Raw genomic sequence first — 22800 nt, forward strand, 5'->3', positions numbered from 1 at the left:
GTGCGACCCGGGTCCGGCGGCCGGCGTCGCCGAACCAGGGGCCACGGTGCCCGGGGCGCGCCCCGGCACGGTCCCACGAGCGGCGGTCGCGGACCCGGGGACCCACGGTGGCACGCGGAGCGTCACGGGACCGCCACCTCGATCAGCCCGTCGCGGCACCGCGCCGGATACACGGGCACGGTCACGCCTGGCACGTCCAGGCACGCCCCGGTCCGCAGGTCGAAGGCCTGCTTGTGCATGGGGGACAGCACGACGGGCACGTCGCCCCGGGTGCCGACGATGCCCCGGGACAGCACCTGCGCGCCGCTGAGCGGGTCGCCGTTGCCGATGGCGTACAGCTGGTTGTCGTGCAGCCGGAACACGGCCACCTGGGTGTCGCCGAGCAGCGCCGCGGCCCCCCGTTCGGGCAGCAGGTGGTCGAGTTGGCAGATCGCGGTCCAGGTCACGGTCTCACCCCTAGGCTGTTCGGGCAGGTCACGGCTGACGGGCGGGTCACGGCGGGTGCCCGGGTCACGGTCGGGTCCCGATGCTGATCGGGACGGGCTGACCCCGTTCGACGGTGAACGAGATCGTGGGGTCCGGCGTGTCCGGCGCGTTGACGAAGGACACGAACCGGCGCAGCTTGGCCGGGTCGTCGAGGACGGCGCGCCACTCGTCCACGTACCCGTCGACGTGCCGGGCCATCGCGGCGTCGAGGTCCTCGGCGACCCCCAGGGTGTCCTCGACGATCACGTCGCGCAGGTAGTCCAGACCGAGGTTCTCCACCCACACGGAGGTGCGCTGGAGCCGGTCGGCGGTGCGGACGTAGAACATCAGGAACCGGTCGACGTAGCGGACCAGGTCGGCCGTCGACAGGTCCGACAGCAGCAGGTCGGCGTGCCGGGGGCGGAAGCCGCCGTTGCCGCCGACGTAGAGGTTCCAGCCGTTCTCGGTGGCGATGACGCCGAAGTCCTTGCCCCGCGCCTCGGCGCACTCCCGGGCGCAGCCGGACACCGCCGCCTTGATCTTGTGCGGGGCGCGCAGGCCCCGGTAGCGCAGCTCGAGGGCGACGGCGAGCCCGACGGAGTCCTGCACGCCGTACCGGCACCACGTGTCGCCCACGCAGGATTTCACGGTCCGCAGCGCCTTGCCGTACGCGTGCCCCGACTCGAACCCCGCGTCCACGAGCCGCCGCCAGATCGCCGGCAGCTGCTCGACCCGCGCGCCGAACAGGTCGACCCGCTGCCCCCCGGTGATCTTCGTGTACAGGCCGAAGTCACGGGCCACCTCCCCGATCACGATCAGCTTCTCCGGGGTGATCTCGCCGGCCGGTACCCGGGGGACCACCGAGTAGGTGCCGTCCTTCTGCAGGTTGGCGAGGAAGTGGTCGTTGGTGTCCTGGAGCGCGGCCTGCTCGCCGTCGAGGATGTGCCCGCCACCCAGCGAGGCGAGGATGGAGGCGACGGCGGGTTTGCACAGGTCGCAGCCCCGGCCGGTGCCGACGGCCGTGACGAGTTCGGAGAAGGTGCCGATGCCCCGGACCCGGACGATGTCGAACAGTTCCTGGCGGGAGTACGCGAAGTGTTCGCACAGGTGGGTGGACTGGACGATGCCGGCTTCGGCGAGCAGCGACTTGAGGAGCGGCACGCAGGACCCGCAGCCGGTACCGGCCTTGGTGCACGCCTTGATCGCCGGCAGGTCCACGCACCCGTCGGCGACGGCGTCGAGGAAGGACCCCTTGGTCACGGCGTGGCACGAGCAGACCTGGGCCGAGTCGGGCAGCCCGACCGGGGCGGCCCCGGAGGCCATCAGGTCCGCGAGCGTGCCCGGCAGCGGACCGCCGACGCTGGCCCGCAGCGCCGGATAGGCCGACGCGTCGCCGACGAGGATCCCGCCGAGCAGGGTCTGGGCGTCGTCGGTGAGGACGAGTTTGGCGTACACGCCGGTGGCCGGGTCGTTGTACACCACGTCGAGGGGGCCGGTCGTGGCGCCGAAGCTGGCCACGTCCACGCCGAGAAGCTTCAATTTTGTTGACATATCCGGCGTGTCCAGGGTGGAGGAGCCGCCAGTGAGCCGGTCGGCGACCACCTCGGCCATCGCGTAGCCCGGTGCGACGAGGCCGTAGGTCACCCCGTCGACCGCCGCGCACTCGCCGATGGCCCACACGGCCGGGTCGGACGTCAGGCAGGTGGGGTCCACCAGGAAGCCGCCCCGCTCGCCGCGCGCGAGGCCGGCGGAGGCCAGCTCGTCGCGGGCCCGGATCCCGGCGGCGAACACCACGACGTCGGCGTCGAGGTCGGCCACGTCCCGGACCCCCTCGCCGCAGTCCACGGCGATGTCGAGGGCCTGCACCCGGCGGCGGAGCAGTGCCCCGCCGGCCAGGTCGACCTGTAACGGCATCAGGTGCGGGGCGTGTTCGACGATCCGGACGGACAGCCCCAGCAGCCGCAGCGCGTTGGCGGCCTCCAGCCCGAGCAGCCCGCCGCCGACCACCACCCCGGTCCGTTTGCCGGCGGCGTGCGCGCGGATCGCGTCGAGGTCGTCGAGGGTGCGGTAGACGAAGCAGTGCGGGGCGTCGGCGTTCGCGACCGGGGGCACGAAGGCCCGCGAGCCGGTGGCCAGGACCAGGGCGTCGTAGCCGAACGACTGGGCCTCGGTGCGCACCGTCCTCGATGCCAGGTCCACCGACACCGCCGGCTCGCCCAGCACGAAGTCCGCCCCGGCCGGCACCCCGGGCGGGGCCAGGGTCAGCTCCTCGGCGGTGACGCCCTCGAAGTAGGCGGACAGCCGGACCCGGTCGTAGGCCCGCCTGTTCTCCTCGGCGAGTACGGTCACCGCCCAGTTCCGGTCCACGTCGCGGGCCGCGAGGGCCTCGACGAACCGCTGGCCGACCATGCCGTTGCCGATCACGACGAGTCTCACGGTCACACCTCCTCCATCACGGGGTCCACTGTGGAAAGCCAGTCGGCGATGCCGCGCACCGCGTCGGTGCAGCCGCCGCAGCCGGTGGTCGCGTTGGTCCGCTCCGCGATCTGCGGCACGGTCCGGCCGCCGCACCGGACGATGTCGCCCTTGGTGACGGTGTTGCACCGGCACACCACGGCGGCGTCGGGCATCAGGGCCGGGGTCTCGGCGGGCGCGGCCGCCGCCGAGATCCGGCCGAGGAGCAGGGAGCGCCGGTCGGCCGGGACCGGGGTGCGGCGGTCGAAGAGCTGGGTGATGGTGCCGACGGTGGGGTTGTCGCCGATCAGGATCGCGCCGCGCAGCCGGCCGTCGGTGATGGCCAGCCGGGCGTAGGTGCCCCGGGACGGGTCGGTGAAGCTGAGGTTCTCCTCGCCGTCGAGGTGGCCCATGGCGGCGAGGTCGATGCCGGCGGCCTTGAGCCGGGTGACGAGCCGCGACCCGGTGTACCGCACCGACGAGCCGTCCCCGGGCCGCGCCCCCGACGATCGGGCCGCCGCGACCTCGCCCAGCACACCCGCCAGTACCGCCGCCTGCTCCCACGCGGGCGCGACCAGGCCGTACACGGTGTTGCGGTGTTCGGCGCAGTCGCCGATGGCGTAGATGTCCGGGTCGCTGGCCCGCAGCTCGTCGTCGACGAGCACGCCCCGGCCGACGGCCAACCCGATCGACTCCGCGAGGGTGGTCTCGGCCCGGACCCCGCAGGACACGACGAGCGGGTCGGCGGGCAGTTCGGTGCCGTCCGCGAGCCGGAGCACCCCGTCGGCGTAGGCCACGGCCTGCGCGTCGACCCGGACCGTGATGCCCATCGCCGCCAGGGTGTCGGCGAGCACCGCCCCACCGGCCGGGTCGAGTTGGCGTTCGAGGAGGTGCGGCGCGCCGTGCACCAGGGTGACCGGGCCCCGGCCGGCCAGGCCCCGGGCCGCCTCGACCCCGAGCAGGCCGCCGCCGAGCACCACCGGATGCGACCCGGTCGCGGAGAGGATCCGCCGGCAGTCCTCCAGGGTGCGAAATGCCGCCACGTTCGGGTGCAGGTCCCCGTCGTCGCAGGTCAGACCCTTGATCGGCGGGATGATGGCGCGGGAGCCGGTGGCCAGCACCAGCGCGTCGTAGGGTTCGCCGTCGACGGTGCGCGCGACCCGGTCCACGTCGATCGCGGTGACGCCGAGCCGCAGGTCCACGTTCGACGCGGGCAGGGCGAGATCCGTTTCCTGGTACGCCCCGGCGAGCAGCCCCGACAACAGGATCCGGTTGTACGCGGCGTGCGGCTCGGCCCCGTACACCGTGACGTCGTGTTCGCGGGCCAGGAGCGTCGCGAGCCGCGCGCCGGCCATCCCGTACCCGATGATGGTGATCCTCATGGCTTTTCCACCCGCACGGCGCACACCTTGAACTCCGGCATCCGCGATGTCGGGTCCAGGGCCGGGTTGACCAGCGCGTTGACCCCGGCCCAGTGGAACGGCAGGAACACGGTGTCGGCCCGGATCGTCTCCGAGACCCTGGCCGGCGCGGTGACGGACCCGCGCCGGCTGCTCACGGTGACCGGCTCGCCCGCGGCGACGCCGAGCCGGGCGGCCAGGTCGGGGTGCAGCTCCACGAACAGCTCGCCGGGCAGCCGCCCGACCCGCCGGGTCTGCGCCCCGGACTGGTACTGGGTCAGCACCCGCCCGGTGGTCAGGTAGACCGGGTACTCCTCGCACACGTCCTCGGCTGGCGGCCGGTGCTCGACGGCGACGAACCGGGCGAGCCCGTCGGGGGTGGCGAAGTTCTCCTCGAACATCCGGGGGGTGCCCGGGTGGCCGGGGTCGGGGCAGGGCCAGAACACGCCCGTCTCGGCGTCGATCCGGTCGTAGGTGATGCCGGCGTAGTCGGCGGCCCCGCCGGAGCTGGCGAGCCCGAGTTCGGCGAACACCGCCTCGGGCTCTGCCAGCACCGCGACCCCTAGCCGGTCGCCGAGAGCGGCAAGGATGTCGAGGTCCGTTCGCACGCCCTCGGGAGGGTCCATGAGTTTGCGCCGGCGGATGACCCGGCCTTCGAGGTTGGTCATGGTGCCGTCCTCCTCGGCCCACTGCGCGGTGGGCAGCACGACGTCGGCGATCGCCGCGGTCTCCGACATCACCAGATCGGCGACGACGAGCAGGTCGAGGGCCCGCAGCCGGTCCGTGACATGGCGCGCCCGGGGCGCGGACACCACGGGGTTGGACCCGAACACCAGCAACGCCCTCGTCGCGGTGCCCAGCCCGTCGAGGAGTTCGTAGGCGGACGGTCCGGGGCCGGGCAGGTCCTCGGCCCGCACGCCCCAGATCCCGGCGATCCGTTCCCGGGCCGCCGGGTCGTCGATCCTGCGGTAGCCGGGCAGCTGGTCGGCCTTCTGGCCGTGTTCCCGCCCGCCCTGGCCGTTGCCCTGCCCGGTGACGCAGCCGTAGCCGCCCCTGTTGCCGGGCAGGCCGAGCGCGAGCGCCAGGTTGATGAACGCCGACACCGTGTCGGTGCCCTTCGCGTGCTGCTCGGCCCCGCGTGCCGTGAGGATGTAGGCCCTGCCTGCGCCGCCGAGCATCCGGACGGCCCGGACCATGTCCTCGATCGGCACCCCGGTGATCCGTTCCACCCTCGCCGGCCAGTAGCTTGCCACCGTCGCCCGGACCGGCTCGAAGCCGGTGGTCCTGGCGGCGATGTAGTCGGAGTCCAGCAGGCCCTCGGCGACGGCCAGGTGCAGCAGCCCGTTCGCGAGGGCCAGGTCGGTGCCGGGGGTGTTCTGCAGGTGCAGGGTGGCCCGGGCGGCCGTCGCGGTGACCCGGGGGTCGATGACGATCAGGTTCCCGGCGGCGAAGTGCCGCAGGATCGGCGGCATCGTCTCGGCCAGGTTCCCCCCGGCGAGCAGGATCGCGTCGGCCGTGCCCAGGTCGGCGAGGGGGAACGGCAGCCCCCGGTCGAGGCCGAAGGCGCGCATCCCGGCGGCGGCGGCCGAGGACATGCAGAACCGTCCGTTGTAGTCGATCGTCGACGTGCGCAGGACGATCCGGGCGAACTTGCCGAGCGTGTAGGCCTTCTCGTTCGTCAGCCCGCCGCCCCCGAACACGCCGACCGCGTCGCGGCCGTGCTCCTGTTGGGTCCTCGTGATCCCGGCCGCGACGAAGTCCAGGGCCTCGTCCCAGCTCACCGGCCGGCCGTGCAGCAGCGGGCCGGTGAGCCGTTCCGGGTGGTCCAGCAGATCCGCCGACGTCCACCCTTTCTGGCAGAGACCGCCCCGGTTCGTCGGGAACTCCCGGGGCTCGACCGTGACCGCGCCGTCGACCCGGCGGAGGGTCATCGCGCACTGCAACGCGCAGTACGGGCAGTGGGTCGCGGCCGTTGTCATGCTGGTCAGAGTGGTGGACGTCGGTTTCACTGGGGGTACCTCCCGTGTTTCCGGGGTGCTACAAGACGCGCACTTCGTGTTACACGCGGGCGTGGGCCAGGTTGGGCACCCGGGTCACCAGGACCTTGCGCAGGTAGAACCACCAGGTGGCGACCCCGCACACGGCGTAGCTGGCGAGGAAGACGTACAGGGCGGTGCGGATCGAGCCGGTGTTCGTGATCGAGATCGCGAAGCCGCGCGGGATCAGGAAACCGCCGAGCGCGCCGATCGCCGAGGCCAGCCCGATCACGGCGGCGGCCGTGCGCTTGCCCTCCAGCTCGGTGCGACCGGCATCCGCCGCCTCGGTGCGGAAGATCGCCGGGATCATCCGGTACGTCGACCCGTTGCCGACCCCGCTGGTCACGAACAGCAGCCCGAACGAGGCCAGGAACAGCCCGAAAGCATGCGAGGACAGCCCGGCGAGCACCCCGGTGACCCCGACGGCCATCACGGCGAACACGCCGAGGGTGACCCGCGCCCCGCCGACCCTGTCCGACAGCCAGCCGCCGACCGGGCGGGACACGGAGCCGACCAGGGGGCCGAGCGCCGCCCAGTACGGCCAGGCGACCTCCGCGAACTGGCCCTTGATCAAGAGGGGCAGGGCCGCGGAGTACCCGATGAAGCTGCCGAACGTGCCGATGTACAGGAACGACATGACCCAGGTGTGCCGGCTGCGCAGGGCCGTGAGCTGCTCGGACATCTTCGCCCGGGCCACGGTCAGGTTGTCCATGAACGCCCAGGCGCACGCGACGGCGACCAGCACCGGCAGCAGCCAGAGCAGCGGCGCGTTGACCAGGTGCGGAGCGGCGGCGGTCACCACGACCGCCGGCACCGCGAACTGCACGACGGCCACCCCGATGTTCCCGCCGGCGGCGTTGAGGCCGAGCGCGAAGCCCTTGCGCGCCTCCGGGTAGAAGTAGGAGATGTTGGCCATGCTGGAGGCGAAGTTGCCGCCGCCCAGGCCGGCCGTGGCGGCCGCGAACAGGAACATCGAGTACTGCGTGCCGGGCGTGCTCACGCAGTACGCCATCAGGCTCAGCGGGATCAGCAGCAGCGCGGCGGACACCGTGGTCCAGTTCCGGCCGCCGAACCGGGCGACGGCCGCGGTGTAGGGCAGCCGCATGAACGCGCCGACCAGGTTGGGCAGCGCCACGAGCCAGAACAGCTGGTCGACGGAGAACCTGAAGCCGGCCGCCGGCAGGCTGACCGCCACGACGCTCCACAGCAGCCAGATCGAGAAGCCGAAGTGCTCGGCGAGGATCGAGAACACCAGGTTGCGTCGGGCGACCTTCTGTCCGGTCGCCGCCCAGAACTCCGGTTCCTCGGGAGTCCACTGTGTGATCCACCGGCCCATGGTTCGCCCTCCTCGACAGCCCGTCCGGCACGGGTGTGCCGGATCGAAGCATGGAGAAGTCTGTCAAGGCCCTGTTGCGCTGTCGTATCGGCCATGTTGCCGAGGTTGTGAAATCGATCGCACAAAGCCCGTGACCTGCCGGTGAGCTTCCCCGTGTCGCGGCCCCGACCGGGGGATTATCATTTTGTCCCTAATTGTCGTGATCAGGAGAATTCGGTGCGGCTCATCAACGCTCGTATCACCAGCTACCGGTCGGTGGAGGACTCCGAGGAGTTCACCGTCGAACCGAACGTCACCTGCCTCGTCGGCAAGAACGAGTCCGGCAAGACCACCATCCTGCAGGCCCTGCACCGGCTCAACCCGGCCGAACCCGCCGAACCCTTCGACGAGGTCGTCGACTACCCGGCCCGGCTCACCCGGCAGCGCAAGCAGTGGGCGCAGGCCGACCGGATCCCGGTGGTCGTGGCGACCTTCGAGTACGACGACCTGGAGGTCAAGCAGATCGAGGAGGAGCTGGGGTTCGGTGCGCTGACCAGCCCGGAGGTCACCGTCACCATCGGGTACCGCGACGACTCGCGCACCGTCGCGCACGCCGTCGACGAGCCGACCGTCGTCGGCAACCTCGTCGCCGGGCTCGGCCTGCCGCCCGTGGGGACCGTGGCCGAGCTGCGCGCGATGCTGGAGGGCCGCGAGGAGCAGACGGAGGAGACCGGGGCCGTCCTCGACCGGATCCGGGCCTGGCGGGACGGCGACGTCGCCCACCACCTCGCCGACGCGTACGCCGCGCCCCGGCTGCCGGCCCTGATGTACTTCTCCGACTACGACATCATGCCCGGCAAGGTGTCGGTGCCCGACCTGATCCTCCGCCGCGACGCCGACGAGCTGGAGCCCGGCGAGCGTTCCCTGCTCAGCCTGCTGCGGATGGCCGGGGTGGCCCCGGAGGACTTCCTGGAGCCCGGCCGGCACGAGCAGCTGATCCGGGAGCTGGAGAACGCCAGCAACATCATCTCCGACGAGGTGTTCGACTACTGGTCGCAGAACGACGAGCTGGAGGTCCGCCTGGAGGTGCTCCCGGCCGCCGACGGCCCGCTGCTCCAGATCCGGGTGCACAACCGCCGCCACCGCGCGTCCGTGCCCTTCGACAACCGGTCGCGCGGCTTCGTCTGGTTCTTCTCCTTCCTGGCGTACTTCTCCGAGCTCGACGCCGGCGACCGTGACGTCATCGTGCTGCTCGACGAGCCGGGCCTGTCCCTGCACGGCCGGGCCCAGGAGGACCTGCTCCGGCTGATCGACGAACGGCTCGCCCCCACCCACCAGGTGCTCTACACCACCCACTCGCCGTTCATGATCTCCCCGGACCACCTGCACCGGGTCCGGACCGTGATCGACCACGACCGGGCCGGCACCAAGGTCAGCGCCGACCTGGCCGCCGCCGACAGCGACACCGCGTTCCCGCTGCTCGCGGGGATGGGGATCGGGATGACCGGCAGCCTGTTCGTGGGGGAGCACACCCTGCTCCTGGAGGGCCCGAGCGACCTGATCTACGTGGACGTGCTCAGCGACACCCTCGACAGCCACCGCCGCGACGGGCTCGACCCGCGCTGGACCAAGGCCCCGACCGGGGGCGCCGGTGCCCTGGCCACCTTCGCCGCCCTGCTCGGCGCGAACCGGCTGCACGTGGCCGTGATCGTCGACGCCCAGACCCGCAACTCCCGGGCCGTCCGGCGGCTGCGGGACAACGGCCAGCTCGGCAAGGGCGGCCTGATCGACATCGGCGAGTTCACCGGCACCCCGGACGCGGACATCGAGGACCTGTTCGAGGCGGACTTCTACCTCGACCTGGTCAACCTCGCCTACGCCAAGGAGCTGCCCGCCCCGCTCGGCGTGGCCGACCTGCCGGCGGTCCGGACCCGGATCGTGGACCAGGTCCGCGCGCACTTCGCCCAGCACGACCTCGCCGGGGGCCGGTTCAACCACTTCCGGCCGGCGGCGGCGCTGCTCAAGCACCAGGCGACCCTCGTACCCAAGATCAGTGTCGGCACCCTCAACCGGGCGTCGCGGCTGTTCGGGCGGCTGAACCGGCAGCTTCCCTAGGCTCCCAGGGGCCGCCGGCCCGGCGGCCCCTCCGGACAAAACGGTCAATGGCGCAGGCTCCCGCGTGTGACCAAGCACCCATCCGGGTAGGTCCCGATGGCCCCTGTCCCGAGCATGGTCGAACCTATGATGTGGCTGGCTGGCTGCACACACCGCCGACCTCACCGTTCCCGCTCGGGGCTCTCCGCAGGGGACGTACGCTGTGCCTGGACCACGAAGGAGCGAGAGCGGGATGACGAATTTCAAGCTGGACCACGCGGACGGGTCGTTCAAGCTGGAACACCCGGCCGGCTCGCTGGACCTGCCGGTCACCGGGGCGACCGACGGCCCGGGCGGCCTCGGGATCGGCAAGCTGCTCAGCAGCACCGACCACGTCACCCTCGACCCGGGTTTCGTGAACACCGCCTCCTGCACCTCCGACATCACCTTCATCGACGGTGACGCCGGCATCCTGCGCTACCGGGGCTACCCGATCGCCGAGCTGGCCGAGAAGTCGTCGTTCCTGGAGACGTCCTACCTGCTGATCTACGGCGAGCTGCCGACCCCGGCCCAGCTCACCGAGTTCACCGACAAGCTGAGCATGCACACCCTCCTGCACGAGGAGATGCGCGGCTTCTTCAACGGCTTCCCGCGCGACGCGCACCCGATGCCGGTGCTGTCCTCGGGCGTGAGCGCACTGTCCACGTGGTACCAGGACAGCCTCGACCCGTTCGACCCCGCGCAGGTGGAGCTGTCCACTATCCGCCTGATGGCGAAGCTGCCGACCATCGCGTCGTACGCGTACAAGAAGTCCATCGGCCAGCCCCTGATGTACCCGGACAACTCCCTGGGCTACGTGGAGAACTTCCTCCGCCTCACCTTCGGCGTCCCCACCACGCCGTACGAGGTCGACCCGGTCGTCGCCCGCACCCTGGACATGCTGCTCATCCTGCACGCCGACCACGAGCAGAACTGCTCCACCTCGACGGTGCGCCTCGTCGGCTCCGGCCACGCGAACCTGTTCGCCTCGGTGTCCTCCGGCATCCACGCCCTGTCCGGCCCGCTGCACGGCGGCGCGAACCAGGCCGTGCTGGAGATGCTCGCCGGCATCCAGGAGTCCGGGGGCGACGTGCGTGACTTCGTCCGCCGGGTCAAGGACAAGGAGCCGGGCGTCAAGCTGATGGGCTTCGGGCACCGGGTGTACAAGAACTTCGACCCGCGCTCGGTGATCGTGAAGAAGGCCGTCCGCGACGTGCTCGACCGGATGGCCAAGCCCGACCCGCTGCTGGACCTCGCGATGCAGCTCGAGGAGATCGCGCTCGCCGACGACTACTTCGTGTCGCGCAAGCTGTACCCGAACGTGGACTTCTACACCGGCCTGATCTACAAGGCCATGGGCTTCCCGACGAAGATGTACACCGTGCTCTTCGCCCTCGGCCGGCTGCCCGGCTGGATCGCCCAGTGGCGTGAGATGATCTCGGACCCGGCGACGAAGATCGGCCGTCCGCGCCAGGTCTACACCGGCCCGACGGAGCGCCACTACCCGGCGTAACCATCGCGCGAAACGGGCCCCGGCACACCGCCGGGGCCCGTTTCTCATCCGCCCAGATCCTCCAGTGCGTCGAGGATGCCCCGGGCGCAGCCGATCACGTACCGGCCGGCGGGCGTCGGCTCCAGGTACTGGCCGCCGTGCGCGAACAGCGCCCCGCCGAACGCCGCCTCGATCCGGGCCAGCCGCTCCAACAGGCTCTGCTGGGTGAGTTGGAGCTGGTGCGCCGCCGCGCGCACGTCCTCGGCGTCGGCGACGGCCACCACGAGCCGCAGGTGCCCCACCTCGAGGTTCACGACGGCAGGCCCGGCGACGCGTGGGAGGCGTGCCGGGCCCACCAGGCGCGGTACGCCGGCCGCCGGTGCACGATGGCCGCGTAGCTGCGGAACAGGTGCGCCATGAACTCCTCCGTCCGGCCGTCCACGAACGAGTCGCGCCGCCACGCGAGAAGCACCCGTCGGCGCAGCGGGGCCCCGGTCAGCGGCAGGGCCCGGATTCCGGGCTGCACGAACGTCGTCGGGTACAGCCCGCACACCGCCCCGGCCTCCAGCAGCGGCGCGACGGACGCCGAGTCCCCGGTCCAGTGCCGGACCCTGGCGGTGAACCCGGCGTCGGCGCAAGCCCGGTGGAAGCTGGCGTGCAGGCCGCCGTCGTCGGCGCGGGGCAGGGCCCAGTCCCGGGGCGCGAGGTCGGCGAGGTCGAGTTCCGGCCGCTGCGCGAGCGGGTGGTTCTCGTCGAGCCCGACGAAGATCGGCTCGGTGATCAGGTGCCGGGTGGCCAACGACGGCGGCAGCCGCAGCGTGAAGCCGGGGAACTCGTGCAGCACCGCCGCGTCGAGCTGACCGGCGGCGAGCGCGTCCACCAGCCGGCTGACGCTCGGGTCGCCGTGGCTGGTCACGGGCGCGTCGCCGACAGCCTCCGAGGCGGGCACCAGGGCGTCGGTGAACGCGCCGAGCACGCCGCCGACCCGGGCCGGGGGCGAGGCGAGCTGGCCGAGGATCTCCGCGGCACCGGTCCACATCCGGTCCACGTCCGCCAGTACCCGTCTGGCCCTGGTCAGGATCTCGAGGCCCGCCGGGGTGGGCAGCACACCGTGCGGGGTGCGGTCGAACACCGCGCCGCCGAGCGCCGCCTCGATCCGGTGCAGTTGCCGGGTGAGGGACGGCTGTGCCAGGCGCAGCCGGGTGGCCGAGCCCCGGATGCTGCCGGCGTCGGCGACAGCGACGAGGATCTGCAGGTGCCTGAGGTCAATGTTCATGGCGGCCTTCCGGTACGCGTCCCCGGGTTGCTCAGGGTACGTCCGGATGTACGGGCCGGGTCAAGACTATTAACTCAACGTTATGGATATCGGGCACGGCCCCCGGGGTGCTCCCGGGGGCCGCGGAGTGGTGCCTAGATCCCGGTGGTCGACCGGATCCAGCTGTTCACGGCGGTCGCGTCGCCGTAGATGGAGTTCGTCTTGCCGCAGGTGTCCGCGCCGGGGCCGTCCGCGCCGCGGCTGGTGACGCCGACGAGCTTGCCGGCGGCGATGGCCGGGCCGCCCGAGTCGCCGTAGCAGTCGGTGGCGCTGGTGGAGGTGTCGAAGCACAGCTCGACCGGGCCGCTGATCCCGCCGCAGTTGGCGTCGGAGGTGACCGTGGTGCCGACCGACTTGAGCACCGAGCTCATGTCGCCGCAGCCGTACGGGGCGCAGGTCTGGCCGAAGCCGTACAGCGTGATCGCCGAGCCGACCGCCGGGGACACCGTGCCGAGGGAGACCGGGGCCTGGCTGACGGGGCTGCTGAGCTTGTAGAGCCGGAAGTCGTACGCGCCACCGTTGTAGTTCGGGTGCTTGACCGACCTGGACACCGTGGCCAGCGTGCCGCCACTGTTCAGGTTCTTCGAACCGATCCGGATCCGGGTCGCGCCGGAACAGTGCCCGGCGGTGAGCACCCACTGTGGTGCGACGAGGGTGCCGCTGCACCACATGCCGCTGCTGTCGCCGACGGCCGCGGCCCACGACGGGGCGGTGCCGACCGCGCCACCGCCGACGATGCCCTGGGCGGGCGGGGCGGCCGACGCCGGGGCGGAGGCGGCCGCGACGGCCAGCGCCGCTCCGGCGACCACTACTGCGAATCTGAGGAACTTCATTGAGGGGCCTCCCTGTTGTGACGCCGGCCCGGGAACGCGTCGCGCGCGGCCCGGCCCGGGACGCCGATGGCTGCCGCTGCGTATGCGGCACCAATGACGGTCAATGTAGGGCAGGTCGGTCCTCAGTGGCCAGATGTCAGGGGGCGATGCTCTGGCGTCCGCAGCATCCGCAGCGCCAGGTCCGCGTACAGCGCGCCGATGTCCTCCGGCCCCAGCCGGCCGGTGGAGCGGTACCACCTGGCCACGTCGATACTGAGGCTGAGCAGGGCGAGCGCTGTCCCCGGCACGTCGGGCACGTCGAACGCCCCGCGCGCCACCCCGTAGTCGAGGGTCTCGCGGACCACCCGGTCGATCTGCCGGCGCAGGGCCGCGATCTCGGCGTGGTGGGCCTCGCTGAGCGCCCCGAGCTCGTACTGGATCACCCGGGCCGTGGTGTGGTGCCGGGCGTGCCAGGCGGCGAAGTCGCTGACCACGGCGCGCATCCTGGCCACCGGGTCGGCGTCGCTGCCGGCCGCGTCGGTGATGGTCCGCAGGGTGCGTTGGTGGCCGATCAGGCTGATCCGGTAGAGGAGTTCCTCCTTGGAGCGGAAGTAGCCGTAGACCCCGGCGGGGGAGCGGCCGACCCGGCTGGCGATGTCGCGGGTGGTGGTCGCGTGGTAGCCCCGGGTGGCGAACGCCTCGACGGCGGCGATCAGGATCTGCCGGGCCGCCGGGGGCTGGACCTCCGACCAGTTCTCGTCGAGGGCCCGGGCCTCGGCCTCGTCCAGGCCGCCCTCGACGGGCGTTCGGGGGTCGTTGACATCGTGGTACATGACCAGCATTCTAAGCAAGCGCTTGATTACTTCCGGGTAGCCCTGTGAAATCAGGAGGAAAGTCCGAATATGGGGAACCTCAGCTACGACTTCTCTGGCAGAACGGTCATCGTCACGGGCGCGGCCCGCGGCATCGGCCTCGCACTCGGCGGGTTCTTCCAACAGGCCGGCGCGACCGTCTTCCTGGTCGACTTCGACGCCGAGGAGCTGGCGAAGGCCGCAGGCAGCGTCGGCGCCACCGGCATCGCCGCCGACGTGAGCAGCACCGCGGACGTCGAGCGGGTCGTGACCGCAGCCGTCGAGGCCACCGGCCGGGTCGACATTCTGGTCAACAACGCCGGCATCCTCCGCGACAACGTGCTGTGGAAGATCTCCGACGAGGACTGGGACGCCGTGCTCGCGGTGCACGCCGGCGGCACCTTCCGGTTCACCCGGGCCTGCGTGCCGCACTTCCGGGCCCAGGGCTCCGGCCGGGTCGTCAACGTCACCTCCTACACCGGGCTGCACGGCAACACCGGCCAGGCCAACTACGCCGCGGCCAAGGCCGGCATCATCGGCTTCACGAAGACGGCGGCCAAGGAACTGGCCCACTTCGGGGTGACGGTCAACGCGATCTCCCCGAACGCGGAGACCCGCATGATCGCGTCCATCCCGGACGCCAAGCGCGCGGAGCTCACCGCGCACATCCCGATGGGCAGGTTCGCCGACCCGACGGAGATGTGCGCGGCGGTGGGCTTCCTGGCCTCCGACGAGGCCGGGTACATCACCGGGGCGGTCCTCCCGGTCGACGGCGGGATAAGCATGTGACGCGCTTCGACGGGCAGGTCGCCCTCATCACCGGATCCAGCCGGGGCATCGGCTTCGGCATCGCCGAACGGCTCGTCGCCGAGGGGGCCAGGGTCTGCCTGACCGCCCGCAAGCCCGATGCCCTCGACGAGGCGGTCAAGGCCCTCGGCCCCGACCGCGCGATGGCCGTCGCGGGGAAGGCCGACGATCCCGAGCACCAGGCCGACACGGTCGCCCGGGTGCTCGACACCTTCGGCCGGCTCGACGTGCTGGTCAACAACACCGGGATCAATCCGGTGTACGGGCCGATGGTCGACGCGGACCCGGCGGCCGTCCGCAAGGTCTTCGAGGTCAACGTGTTCGCCGCGCTCGGCTGGGTCGGGCACGCGCACCGGGCCTGGTTCGCCGAACACGGCGGTGCGGTCGTCAACGTGGCGTCCGTGGCGGGACTGCGGCCGGCCGCCGGGATCGGGATCTACGGCGCGAGCAAGGCGGCCCTGATCCACCTGACGATGCAGCTCGCCGCAGAGCTGGGGCCGGACGTCCGGGTCAACGCCGTGGCCCCGGCGATCGTGAAGACGGTGTTCGCCGCGGCGCTGTACGAGGGACGCGAGCAGCGGGTGACCGACACGTACCCGTTGAAGCGGTTGGGGATTCCCGAGGACGTGGCCGGGGCGGTGGCGTTCCTGGCCTCGGCGGACGCGGGGTGGATGACCGGGCAGACGGTGGTCGTGGACGGCGGGCTGACCCTGTCGGGCGGCCTGGGATGACGGCCGGGCCCGCGCGGCGGTTCGGTTCCCTCGACGAGCTGCGCGCCGCGGCACCGGTCGACCTCGGCCACAGCGACTGGGTCGTCGTCGACCAGGAACGGATCGACCGGTTCGCGGCGGCCACCGGCGACGACCAGTGGATCCACGTCGACCCGGTCCGGGCGGCCGACGGCCCCTTCGGGTCGACGATCGCGCACGGCTTCCTCGTGCTGTCCCTGCTGCCGGTGATCACCCTGGACCGGCTGCTCGTGGACCGGGTCCGGATGGCCGTCAACTACGGGCTGAACAAGGTCCGGTTCCCGGCGCCGGTGCCCGTCGACTCCCGGTTGCGCGGCCGGGTGCGGGTCACCGAGGTGACGGAGGTCGCCGGCGGCACCCAGGTGACGTGTCTCGTGACGGTCGAGCGCGAGGGCGGCGACCGGCCGGTCTGCGTCGCGGAGTCCGTGGCCCGCTTCTACGGGGAGGCCCCGTGACCACCCTCGCCGGTGCCGGCGTCGTGATCACCGGCGGCGGCTCGGGGATCGGGGCGGCCCTCGCCCGCCGGTTCGCCGCCGAGGGCGCCCGGATCGTGGTCAACGACCTCGACGCGACCGCCGCCGCCCGGATCGCCGCCGAGGTCGACGGCTGGGCCGCACCCGGCGACGCGTCCACTCCGGACGGTGCCGCCGCTCTGGTCGGCACGGCGGTCGACCACCTGGGCGCGGTCGACCTGTTCTGCGCCAACGCCGGCGTCGGCACGGCCGGCGGCCCCGAGGCCCCCGACTCCGACTGGGACCTGGCCTGGCAGGTCAACGTGATGGCCCACGTCCGGGCCGCCCGGGCGCTGCTGCCGGGCTGGCTGGACCGCGGCCGGGGCCACTTCCTGTCGACGGTGTCGGCGGCCGGGCTCCTGACCATGCTCGGCTCCGCGCCCTACTCGGTGACCAAGCACGGCGCGCTGGCGTTCGCCGAGTGGCTGGCGGCCACGTACGCCGACCGGGGGATCACCGTGCAGGCGCTGTGCCCGCAGGGGGTGCGCACCCCGATGCTGGAGGCCTCCGGGCGGGCCGGCCGGCTGATGCTCGACGAGACGGCGCTGACCCCGGAGCAGGTCGCCGACGCCGTGGTCGAGGCGCTGGCCGACGGCCGGTTCCTGATCCTGCCGCACCCGGAGGTCGCCGGGTACCACGCGGCGAAGGCCGCCGACCCGGAACGCTGGCTGACGGCGATGCGCCGGCTCCAGTCCCACCTGGACACCCCGGGGAGCGGCTCCACCCCGGCACGCCGGGACCGCGCGACCCACGACGACACGGAGGAGACCCGATGAGGGCCTGGCAGGTGACGCGGCTCGGGGAGCCGGTCGACGTGATGGAACTGGCCGACGTCCCCACGCCCGCCCCCGGCCCGGGACAGATCCTCGTCCGGGTGCTGGCCGTGGCGCTGAACTTCCCGGACGCGCTGATGTGCCGGGGCCAGTACCAGGTGCGGCCGCCGCTGCCGTTCACGCCCGGGGTGGAGCTGTGCGGCGAGGTGGTGACGGCGGGCGACGGCTTCGCGGTCGGGCAGCGGGTGATCGGCACGCCGGCCGCCACCTCCGGCGCGTTGGCCGACTACGCGCTGATGGACACGGCGGACACCTTCCCCGCGCCGGACGTTCTCGACGACGCGCGGGCGGCGGCGTTCCACATCGGCTACCAGACGGCGTGGTTCGCCCTGCACCGCCGGGCCGGCCTGCGCGCGGGGGAGACCCTGCTCGTGCACGCGGCGAGCGGCGGGGTCGGCAGTGCCGCCGTCGAGCTCGGCCTCGCGGCGGGGGCGTACGTCATCGGCGTCGTGGGTGGCCCGGACAAGGTGCGGGTGGCTCATGACCTGGGCGTCGACCTGGTCATCGACCGGCATGCCGGGGACTTCGTGTTCCAGGTCAAGGAGGCCACCGGCGGCCGGGGCGCGGATGTCGTCTTCGACCCGGTGGGCGGGTCGGCGTTCGAGCGGTCCACGAAGTGCGTCGCGTTCGAAGGGCGGATCGTGGTGGTCGGATTCGCCAGCGGCGTGATCCCTTCGCAGGCCATGAGCCACGTGCTGATCAAGAACTACTCGGTACTGGGCCTGCACTGGGGCCTCTACCGCCAGCAGGACCCCGACGCCGTCCGCGAGGCGCACCGCGAGCTGACGAAACTCGCCGAGGCCGAACTGGCCCGCCCGCTGATCGGCGAGCGGATCTCGTTCGACCAGGCCGCCGAGGGCATCGCCCGGCTCGCCGCCGGGGACACGGTCGGCCGGGTGGTGGTGACGCCGTGAGCACGGCGGAACCGCGGCGCGGCGTGGACCTCGCGGCCCTGCGCGGCTGGCTCGACGCGTCCCACCCGGGCCTCGTCACCGGGGACCTGACCGCCGAACGGATCGTGGGCGGCAAGTCGAACCTGACCTACGTGCTCGGCGACGGCACGCACCGCTGGGTGCTGCGCCGGCCCCCGATCGGGCACGTGCTGGCGACGGCGCACGACATGGGCCGGGAGTACACGGTGCTCGGCGCCCTGCGAGCCACGGCGGTGCCCGTGCCGGGGACCGTGGCGCACTGCCCGGACCCGGCGGTGCTGGGCGCGCCGTTCTACCTGATGTCCTACGTGGACGGCACGGTGTACCGCTCGGCGGCCCAGACGGCGGTGCTGGACCCGGCGCGGGCGAGGACCGTGGCGCACGCGCTGATGGACACCCTCGCCGACCTGCACGACGTGGAACCGGGCGCCGTCGGGCTCGAAGGCTTCGGCCGCCCAGACGGGTTCCTCGGACGCCAGCTGCGCCGGTGGAAAACCCAGCTCGACGCGTCCAGGGGGCGGGAGATACCGGGCATCGACGAGCTGCACGCCGCCCTGGCCGCCGACGTGCCCGACAGCGGCCGGCCGGCGATCGTGCACGGCGACTACCGGCTCGACAACGTGCTGGTCGCCGCCGACGACACCATCGCGGCCGTCCTGGACTGGGAGATGGCCACCCTGGGCGACCCCCTCACGGACCTGGGCGTCTTCCTCGTCTACTGGACCGGCCTGGCGCACCTGCCCGCCAACGCGGTGTCCGACGCCGTCACGGACAACTTCCCGGGCGGCCCCGAGCTGATCGAACGGTACGCGGCCCGGCGCGCGGTGGACCTGTCGCGGCTGCACTGGTACACGGCGTTCGGGTTCTTCAAGCTCGCGGTGATCGCCGAGGGCATCCACCACCGGTACACGGCGGGTCAGACCGTCGGCGGGGGCTTCGACAGGATCGGCGAGGTGGTCGCGCCGCTCGTCGGGCTGGGGCACGCCGCGCTGGCCGAGGACAAGGGGCACTGAATGGACTTCTCGTACGACGCGGAGACCGAGGAGCTGCGCGGGAGGCTGCTCGCGTTCATGGACTCGCACGTGTACCCGGCAGAGCCGGTGTTCGCCGAACAGGTCGCGGCCGGCGAGCGCTGGACCACCCCGCCGGTCATCGAGGACCTGAAGGCCGAGGCCCGCAGGCGCGGACTTTGGAACCTGTTCCTCCTGTCCAACCAGACGTACGCGCCCCTCGCCGAGATCACCGGCCGCAGCCCCTACCTGGCCCCCGAGGCGCTGAACTGCTCGGCACCGGACACCGGGAACATGGAAGTGCTGCACATGTTCGGCACCGGGGCGCAGAAGGAACGCTGGCTGACGCCCTTGATGGCCGGCGAGATCCGGTCCGCGATCTGCATGACTGAGCCCGACGTGGCCTCCTCCGACGCCACGAACATCGCGACCAGCATCGTCCGCGACGGCGACGACTACGTCATCAACGGCCGCAAGTGGTGGTCCTCCGGCGCGATGAACCCGCGCTGCGAACTCCTGGTCGTGATGGGCCGCACCGGTGGCGAGGACCGGCACCGCCAACAGAGCATGATCCTGGTACCCCGCGACACTCCCGGCGTCGACGTCCGGCGCGGCCTGCACGTGTTCGGCTTCGACGACGGGCCGCACGGCGGGCACGCCGAGATCGCGTTCACCGACGTCCGGGTGCCGGCGGCGAACCTGGTCGCGGGCGAGGGCGAGGGGTTCGCGATCGCGCAGGCCCGCCTGGGGCCCGGCCGGATCCACCACTGCATGCGCCTGATCGGGATGGCCGAACGCGGCCTGGAACTGATGTGCCGCCGGGCTCAGGAGCGCACCACCTTCGGGAAACCGATCGCCCAGCACGGCGTCGTCGCCGACTGGATCGCCGAGGCCAGGGTCCGGATCGAGCAGGCCAGACTCCTGGTCCTCAAGACGGCGTGGCTGATGGACACCGTCGGCAACAAGGGCGCGCACACCGAGATCCAGGCCATCAAGATCGTGACGCCGCGGATGGCCGAATGGGTGCTGGACAAGGCGATCCAGACCCACGGCGGCGGCGGGGTCAGCCAGGACTTCCCCCTCGCCGGGCTGTGGGCGGCGGCACGTTCGCTGCGGCTGGCCGACGGGCCCGACGAGGTGCACCGGATGTCGCTGGCCCGGCGGGAGCTGCGGCGGTACCCATGAGAAAGGGTCTGCTGATCGACTGGGGCGGGGTGCTGACCTCCGACGTCTTCGCGTCCTTCGCCGGGTTCTGCGCCCGCGAGGGGCTGCCGGCGGACCGGGTGGCCACCCTGTTGCGAACCGAGGCCCACCCGCTCCTCGCCGGCCTGGAACTCGGCACACTGCCGGTGAACACCTTCGAAACCCGTTTCGCGGTACTCCTCGGCGTGCCCGCCGCCGGCCTCGTCCCCCGCCTGATGGCCGACCTGCGCCCCGACCCGGCGATGCGCGCGGCCGTGCGCCGGGCCCGGGCGCTCGGCGTCCGCACCGGCCTGGTCTCCAACTCCTGGGGCCCCGACGGCTACACCGACCTGGCGGCGCTCTTCGACGGGGTGGTCCTCTCCGGCACGGTCGGCGTCCGCAAGCCCGACCCGGCGATCTACGAACTCGGCGCGGCGGCCATCGGCCTGACCCCGGCGGAGTGCGTGTTCGTCGACGACCTCGCCGGGAACCTGAGGCCGGCCCGAGCGCTGGGCATGGCGACCGTGCACCACAGCGACGCGGCCGACACGATCCGCGCCCTCGACACCCTGCTCGACCTCGACCTGTCCGGCCGCGACCGTGCCGGCACCGACCTTGCCAGCCTCGACCCGGGGGAGCCCCGATGAGCCACTACCGCGCCAACCTCCGTGACCTGCGGTTCAACCTGTTCGAGGTGTTCGACCTGGATCTGGGCCGCTACCCGGACCTCGACCCCGACACCGTCGGCGACATCCTCGCCGAGGTCGAGCGGCTGGCCACCGGTCCGGTCGCCGAGTCCTTCGTGGAGTCCGACCGCACCCCGCCGGTCTACGACCCGGCCACCCACTCGGTGACGATGCCCGAGGGCTTCCGCCGCTCGTACCGCGCGTACATGGACGCCGAGTGGTGGCGCCTCGACCTGCCCGTCGGCCTCGGCGGCACGGCGGCGCCCCGGATGCTGTGGTGGGCCCTCGTCGAGATGGTCCAGGGTGCCCAGGCCCCCGTCTTCATGTACGGCGGCGGCCCGGCCTTCGCCGGCCTGCTCTACAACCTCGGCACCCCGGAGCAGCGCCGGATGGGCGAGGTGATGCTGGAGAAGCGCTGGGCCGGCACGATGGTGCTCACCGAACCCGACGCGGGCTCCGACGTCGGCGCGGGCCGGACCAGGGCCCTCCCGCAGCCCGACGGCACCTGGCACGTCGAGGGCGTCAAACGGTTCATCACCTCCGGCGAACACGACCTGGAGGACAACATCGTGCACTTCGTCCTGGCCCGCCCGGACGGGGCCGGCCCGGGCACGAAGGGCCTCTCCCTGTTCGTGGTGCCGAAGTTCCGCTTCGACCCGGCCACGGGCGAACTCGGCGAGCGCAACGGCGTGTACGCGACGAACGTCGAGAAGAAGATGGGAATCCGGGTGTCCACGACCTGCGAGCTGCGGTTCGGCGAGCACGAACCGGCCGTGGGCTGGCTGCTCGGCGAGGTGCACGAGGGCATCGCCCAGATGTTCAAGGTGATCGAGTCCGCCCGCATGCAGGTCGGCGTGAAGGCCATCGCGACCCTGTCGACCGGCTACCTCAACGCCCTGGACTACGCCCGTTCCCGGGTGCAGGGGCCGGACCTGACCCGGGCGGCCGACAAGTCCGCGCCCCGGGTGACGATCGACCGGCACCCGGACGTGCGCCGGATGCTGATGCTGCAGAAGGCGTACGCCGAGGGGCTGCGCGCCGTCTACCTCTACACGGCCGGCTGGCTGGACCGGCCCGGCGACCCCGAACTCGCGGCCGGCCTGAACGACCTGCTGCTGCCGGTCGTGAAGGGCGTCGGCTCCGAGCGGTCCTACGAGATGCTGGCCCTGTCGTTGCAGACCCTCGGCGGCTCGGGGTTCCTCCAGGACTACCCGATCGAACAGTACGTCCGCGACACGAAGATCGACTCGCTGTACGAGGGCACCACCGGCATCCAGGGCCAGGACTTCTTCTTCCGCAAGATAGCCCGCGACAGCGGCGAGGCGTTCGCCGTGCTCACCGGGGAGATCGAGGAGTTCCTGGCAGGGCTCACGGGGTTCCCGACGGAGCGCGACGCGCTGGCCGCGGCGCTGGCGGACGTGCGCGGCATGGTGGACACGATGCTCGGCTGGCGGGACAAGGCCGGCGGCGACGCGAGCGAGGTGTACCGGATCGGCCAGAACACCACCCGACTCCTGATCAGCGTGGGGGACCTGGTGATCGGGTGGCTGCTGATCCGGCAGGCCCAGGTGGCGTCGGCGGCGCTGGCCACCGGGTCGGGGCAGGCCGACGCCGACTTCTATGCCGGCAAGCTGGCCGTCGCCCGGTTCTTCGCGACGACGGTCCTCCCGGAGCTGGGCGTCCGCCGCGCGGTGCTGGACGGCACGGACAACGCCCTGATGGACATCCCGGACGGCGCGTTCTGAGCATCCTGGCCGGCGCGGCGGGGCCGCGCCGGCCAGGTGGCTCCCTGGAGGTGCCGGAATCCTTCCCGGTG

Annotated in this window: 20 protein-coding genes; 11 read left to right on the plus strand and 9 right to left on the minus strand. The window is 72.3% G+C overall.

Going from position 1 to position 22800, the window contains the following annotated elements:
• Nucleotides 1-122 precede the first annotated feature (122 nt).
• The 5 genes from nirD to IW245_RS38070 form a co-directional block, all read right to left on the minus strand.
• Entirely contained in the window at nucleotides 123-473 is a 351-nt protein-coding gene (gene nirD, locus IW245_RS38050; protein ID WP_197008916.1) for a nitrite reductase small subunit NirD, read from the minus strand.
• Between the two features lie 37 nt (nucleotides 474-510).
• Nucleotides 511-2874: a nitrite reductase large subunit NirB gene (nirB, locus tag IW245_RS38055; protein ID WP_231400790.1), complete on the minus strand. Its 2364-nt coding sequence runs from the start codon at nucleotides 2872-2874 to the stop codon at nucleotides 511-513.
• A gap of 29 nt (nucleotides 2875-2903) precedes the next feature.
• The gene (locus tag IW245_RS38060; RefSeq protein ID WP_197007891.1) at nucleotides 2904-4301 is read right to left on the minus strand and encodes an FAD-dependent oxidoreductase; all 1398 of its coding nucleotides are present in this window, start codon (nucleotides 4299-4301) and stop codon (nucleotides 2904-2906) included.
• Entirely contained in the window at nucleotides 4298-6298 is a 2001-nt protein-coding gene (locus IW245_RS38065; protein WP_197007892.1) for a molybdopterin oxidoreductase family protein, read from the minus strand. The genes IW245_RS38060 and IW245_RS38065 overlap by 4 nt, the downstream gene beginning before the upstream one ends.
• A 79-nt stretch (nucleotides 6299-6377) precedes the next feature.
• Nucleotides 6378-7691: an MFS transporter gene (locus tag IW245_RS38070; protein WP_197007893.1), complete on the minus strand. Its 1314-nt coding sequence runs from the start codon at nucleotides 7689-7691 to the stop codon at nucleotides 6378-6380.
• Nucleotides 7692-7907: 216 nt separating this feature from the next.
• Between IW245_RS38070 and IW245_RS38075 the strand changes: the two genes are divergently transcribed.
• Nucleotides 7908-9785, plus strand: a complete 1878-nt coding sequence (locus IW245_RS38075) for an ATP-dependent nuclease (protein WP_197007894.1) — start codon at nucleotides 7908-7910, stop codon at nucleotides 9783-9785.
• Between the two features lie 232 nt (nucleotides 9786-10017).
• Nucleotides 10018-11316 (plus strand): citrate synthase, encoded by a 1299-nt coding sequence (locus tag IW245_RS38080; RefSeq protein WP_197007895.1) that lies wholly within the window; start codon nucleotides 10018-10020, stop codon nucleotides 11314-11316.
• Nucleotides 11317-11360: 44 nt separating this feature from the next.
• Here IW245_RS38080 and IW245_RS38085 read toward each other — a convergent pair whose 3' ends face one another.
• The 4 genes from IW245_RS38085 to IW245_RS38100 form a co-directional block, all read right to left on the minus strand.
• Nucleotides 11361-11609 carry a LysR family transcriptional regulator gene (locus IW245_RS38085; protein WP_197007896.1) on the minus strand — a complete coding sequence of 83 codons (249 nt, stop codon included), beginning with the start codon at nucleotides 11607-11609 and terminating at the stop codon, nucleotides 11361-11363.
• The gene (locus tag IW245_RS38090) at nucleotides 11606-12571 is read right to left on the minus strand and encodes a LysR family transcriptional regulator (protein ID WP_197007897.1); all 966 of its coding nucleotides are present in this window, start codon (nucleotides 12569-12571) and stop codon (nucleotides 11606-11608) included. Before IW245_RS38090 ends, IW245_RS38085 begins: the two co-directional genes overlap by 4 nt.
• A gap of 134 nt (nucleotides 12572-12705) precedes the next feature.
• Nucleotides 12706-13443, minus strand: coding sequence for a S1 family peptidase (locus tag IW245_RS38095; RefSeq protein WP_197007898.1), 738 nt, complete (start codon nucleotides 13441-13443; stop codon nucleotides 12706-12708).
• Nucleotides 13444-13565: 122 nt separating this feature from the next.
• Nucleotides 13566-14255 carry a TetR/AcrR family transcriptional regulator gene (locus IW245_RS38100; RefSeq protein WP_197007899.1) on the minus strand — a complete coding sequence of 230 codons (690 nt, stop codon included), beginning with the start codon at nucleotides 14253-14255 and terminating at the stop codon, nucleotides 13566-13568.
• A 69-nt stretch (nucleotides 14256-14324) separates the two neighbouring features.
• Between IW245_RS38100 and IW245_RS38105 the strand changes: the two genes are divergently transcribed.
• From IW245_RS38105 to IW245_RS38145, 9 genes are read left to right on the plus strand one after another with little or no spacing between them, the layout of a single operon-like run.
• Nucleotides 14325-15062, plus strand: a complete 738-nt coding sequence (locus tag IW245_RS38105) for an SDR family oxidoreductase (RefSeq protein ID WP_197007900.1) — start codon at nucleotides 14325-14327, stop codon at nucleotides 15060-15062.
• Nucleotides 15059-15811 carry an SDR family oxidoreductase gene (locus tag IW245_RS38110; protein WP_197007901.1) on the plus strand — a complete coding sequence of 251 codons (753 nt, stop codon included), beginning with the start codon at nucleotides 15059-15061 and terminating at the stop codon, nucleotides 15809-15811. The genes IW245_RS38105 and IW245_RS38110 overlap by 4 nt, the downstream gene beginning before the upstream one ends.
• Nucleotides 15808-16284: a MaoC family dehydratase gene (locus tag IW245_RS38115; RefSeq protein WP_197007902.1), complete on the plus strand. Its 477-nt coding sequence runs from the start codon at nucleotides 15808-15810 to the stop codon at nucleotides 16282-16284. Before IW245_RS38110 ends, IW245_RS38115 begins: the two co-directional genes overlap by 4 nt.
• Nucleotides 16281-17117, plus strand: coding sequence for an SDR family NAD(P)-dependent oxidoreductase (locus IW245_RS38120; protein ID WP_197007903.1), 837 nt, complete (start codon nucleotides 16281-16283; stop codon nucleotides 17115-17117). Before IW245_RS38115 ends, IW245_RS38120 begins: the two co-directional genes overlap by 4 nt.
• Complete coding sequence (locus IW245_RS38125) at nucleotides 17114-18088, plus strand: NADPH:quinone oxidoreductase family protein (protein WP_197007904.1); 975 nt, start codon at nucleotides 17114-17116, stop codon at nucleotides 18086-18088. Before IW245_RS38120 ends, IW245_RS38125 begins: the two co-directional genes overlap by 4 nt.
• A complete protein-coding gene (locus IW245_RS38130) occupies nucleotides 18085-19119 on the plus strand; it encodes a phosphotransferase family protein (RefSeq protein WP_197007905.1) in 1035 nt (344 codons plus the stop codon). The genes IW245_RS38125 and IW245_RS38130 overlap by 4 nt, the downstream gene beginning before the upstream one ends.
• Nucleotides 19120-20301 carry an acyl-CoA dehydrogenase family protein gene (locus IW245_RS38135; protein ID WP_197007906.1) on the plus strand — a complete coding sequence of 394 codons (1182 nt, stop codon included), beginning with the start codon at nucleotides 19120-19122 and terminating at the stop codon, nucleotides 20299-20301.
• Nucleotides 20298-20945, plus strand: a complete 648-nt coding sequence (locus tag IW245_RS38140; RefSeq protein ID WP_197007907.1) for an HAD family hydrolase — start codon at nucleotides 20298-20300, stop codon at nucleotides 20943-20945. Before IW245_RS38135 ends, IW245_RS38140 begins: the two co-directional genes overlap by 4 nt.
• On the plus strand, nucleotides 20942-22729 hold the full coding sequence (locus IW245_RS38145; protein ID WP_197007908.1) for an acyl-CoA dehydrogenase: 1788 nt from the start codon (nucleotides 20942-20944) through the stop codon (nucleotides 22727-22729). Before IW245_RS38140 ends, IW245_RS38145 begins: the two co-directional genes overlap by 4 nt.
• Nucleotides 22730-22800: the final 71 nt, after the last annotated feature.

Origin of the sequence: Longispora fulva (assembly GCF_015751905.1) — a bacterium.
GTDB classification, from domain to species: domain Bacteria; phylum Actinomycetota; class Actinomycetes; order Mycobacteriales; family Micromonosporaceae; genus Longispora; species Longispora fulva.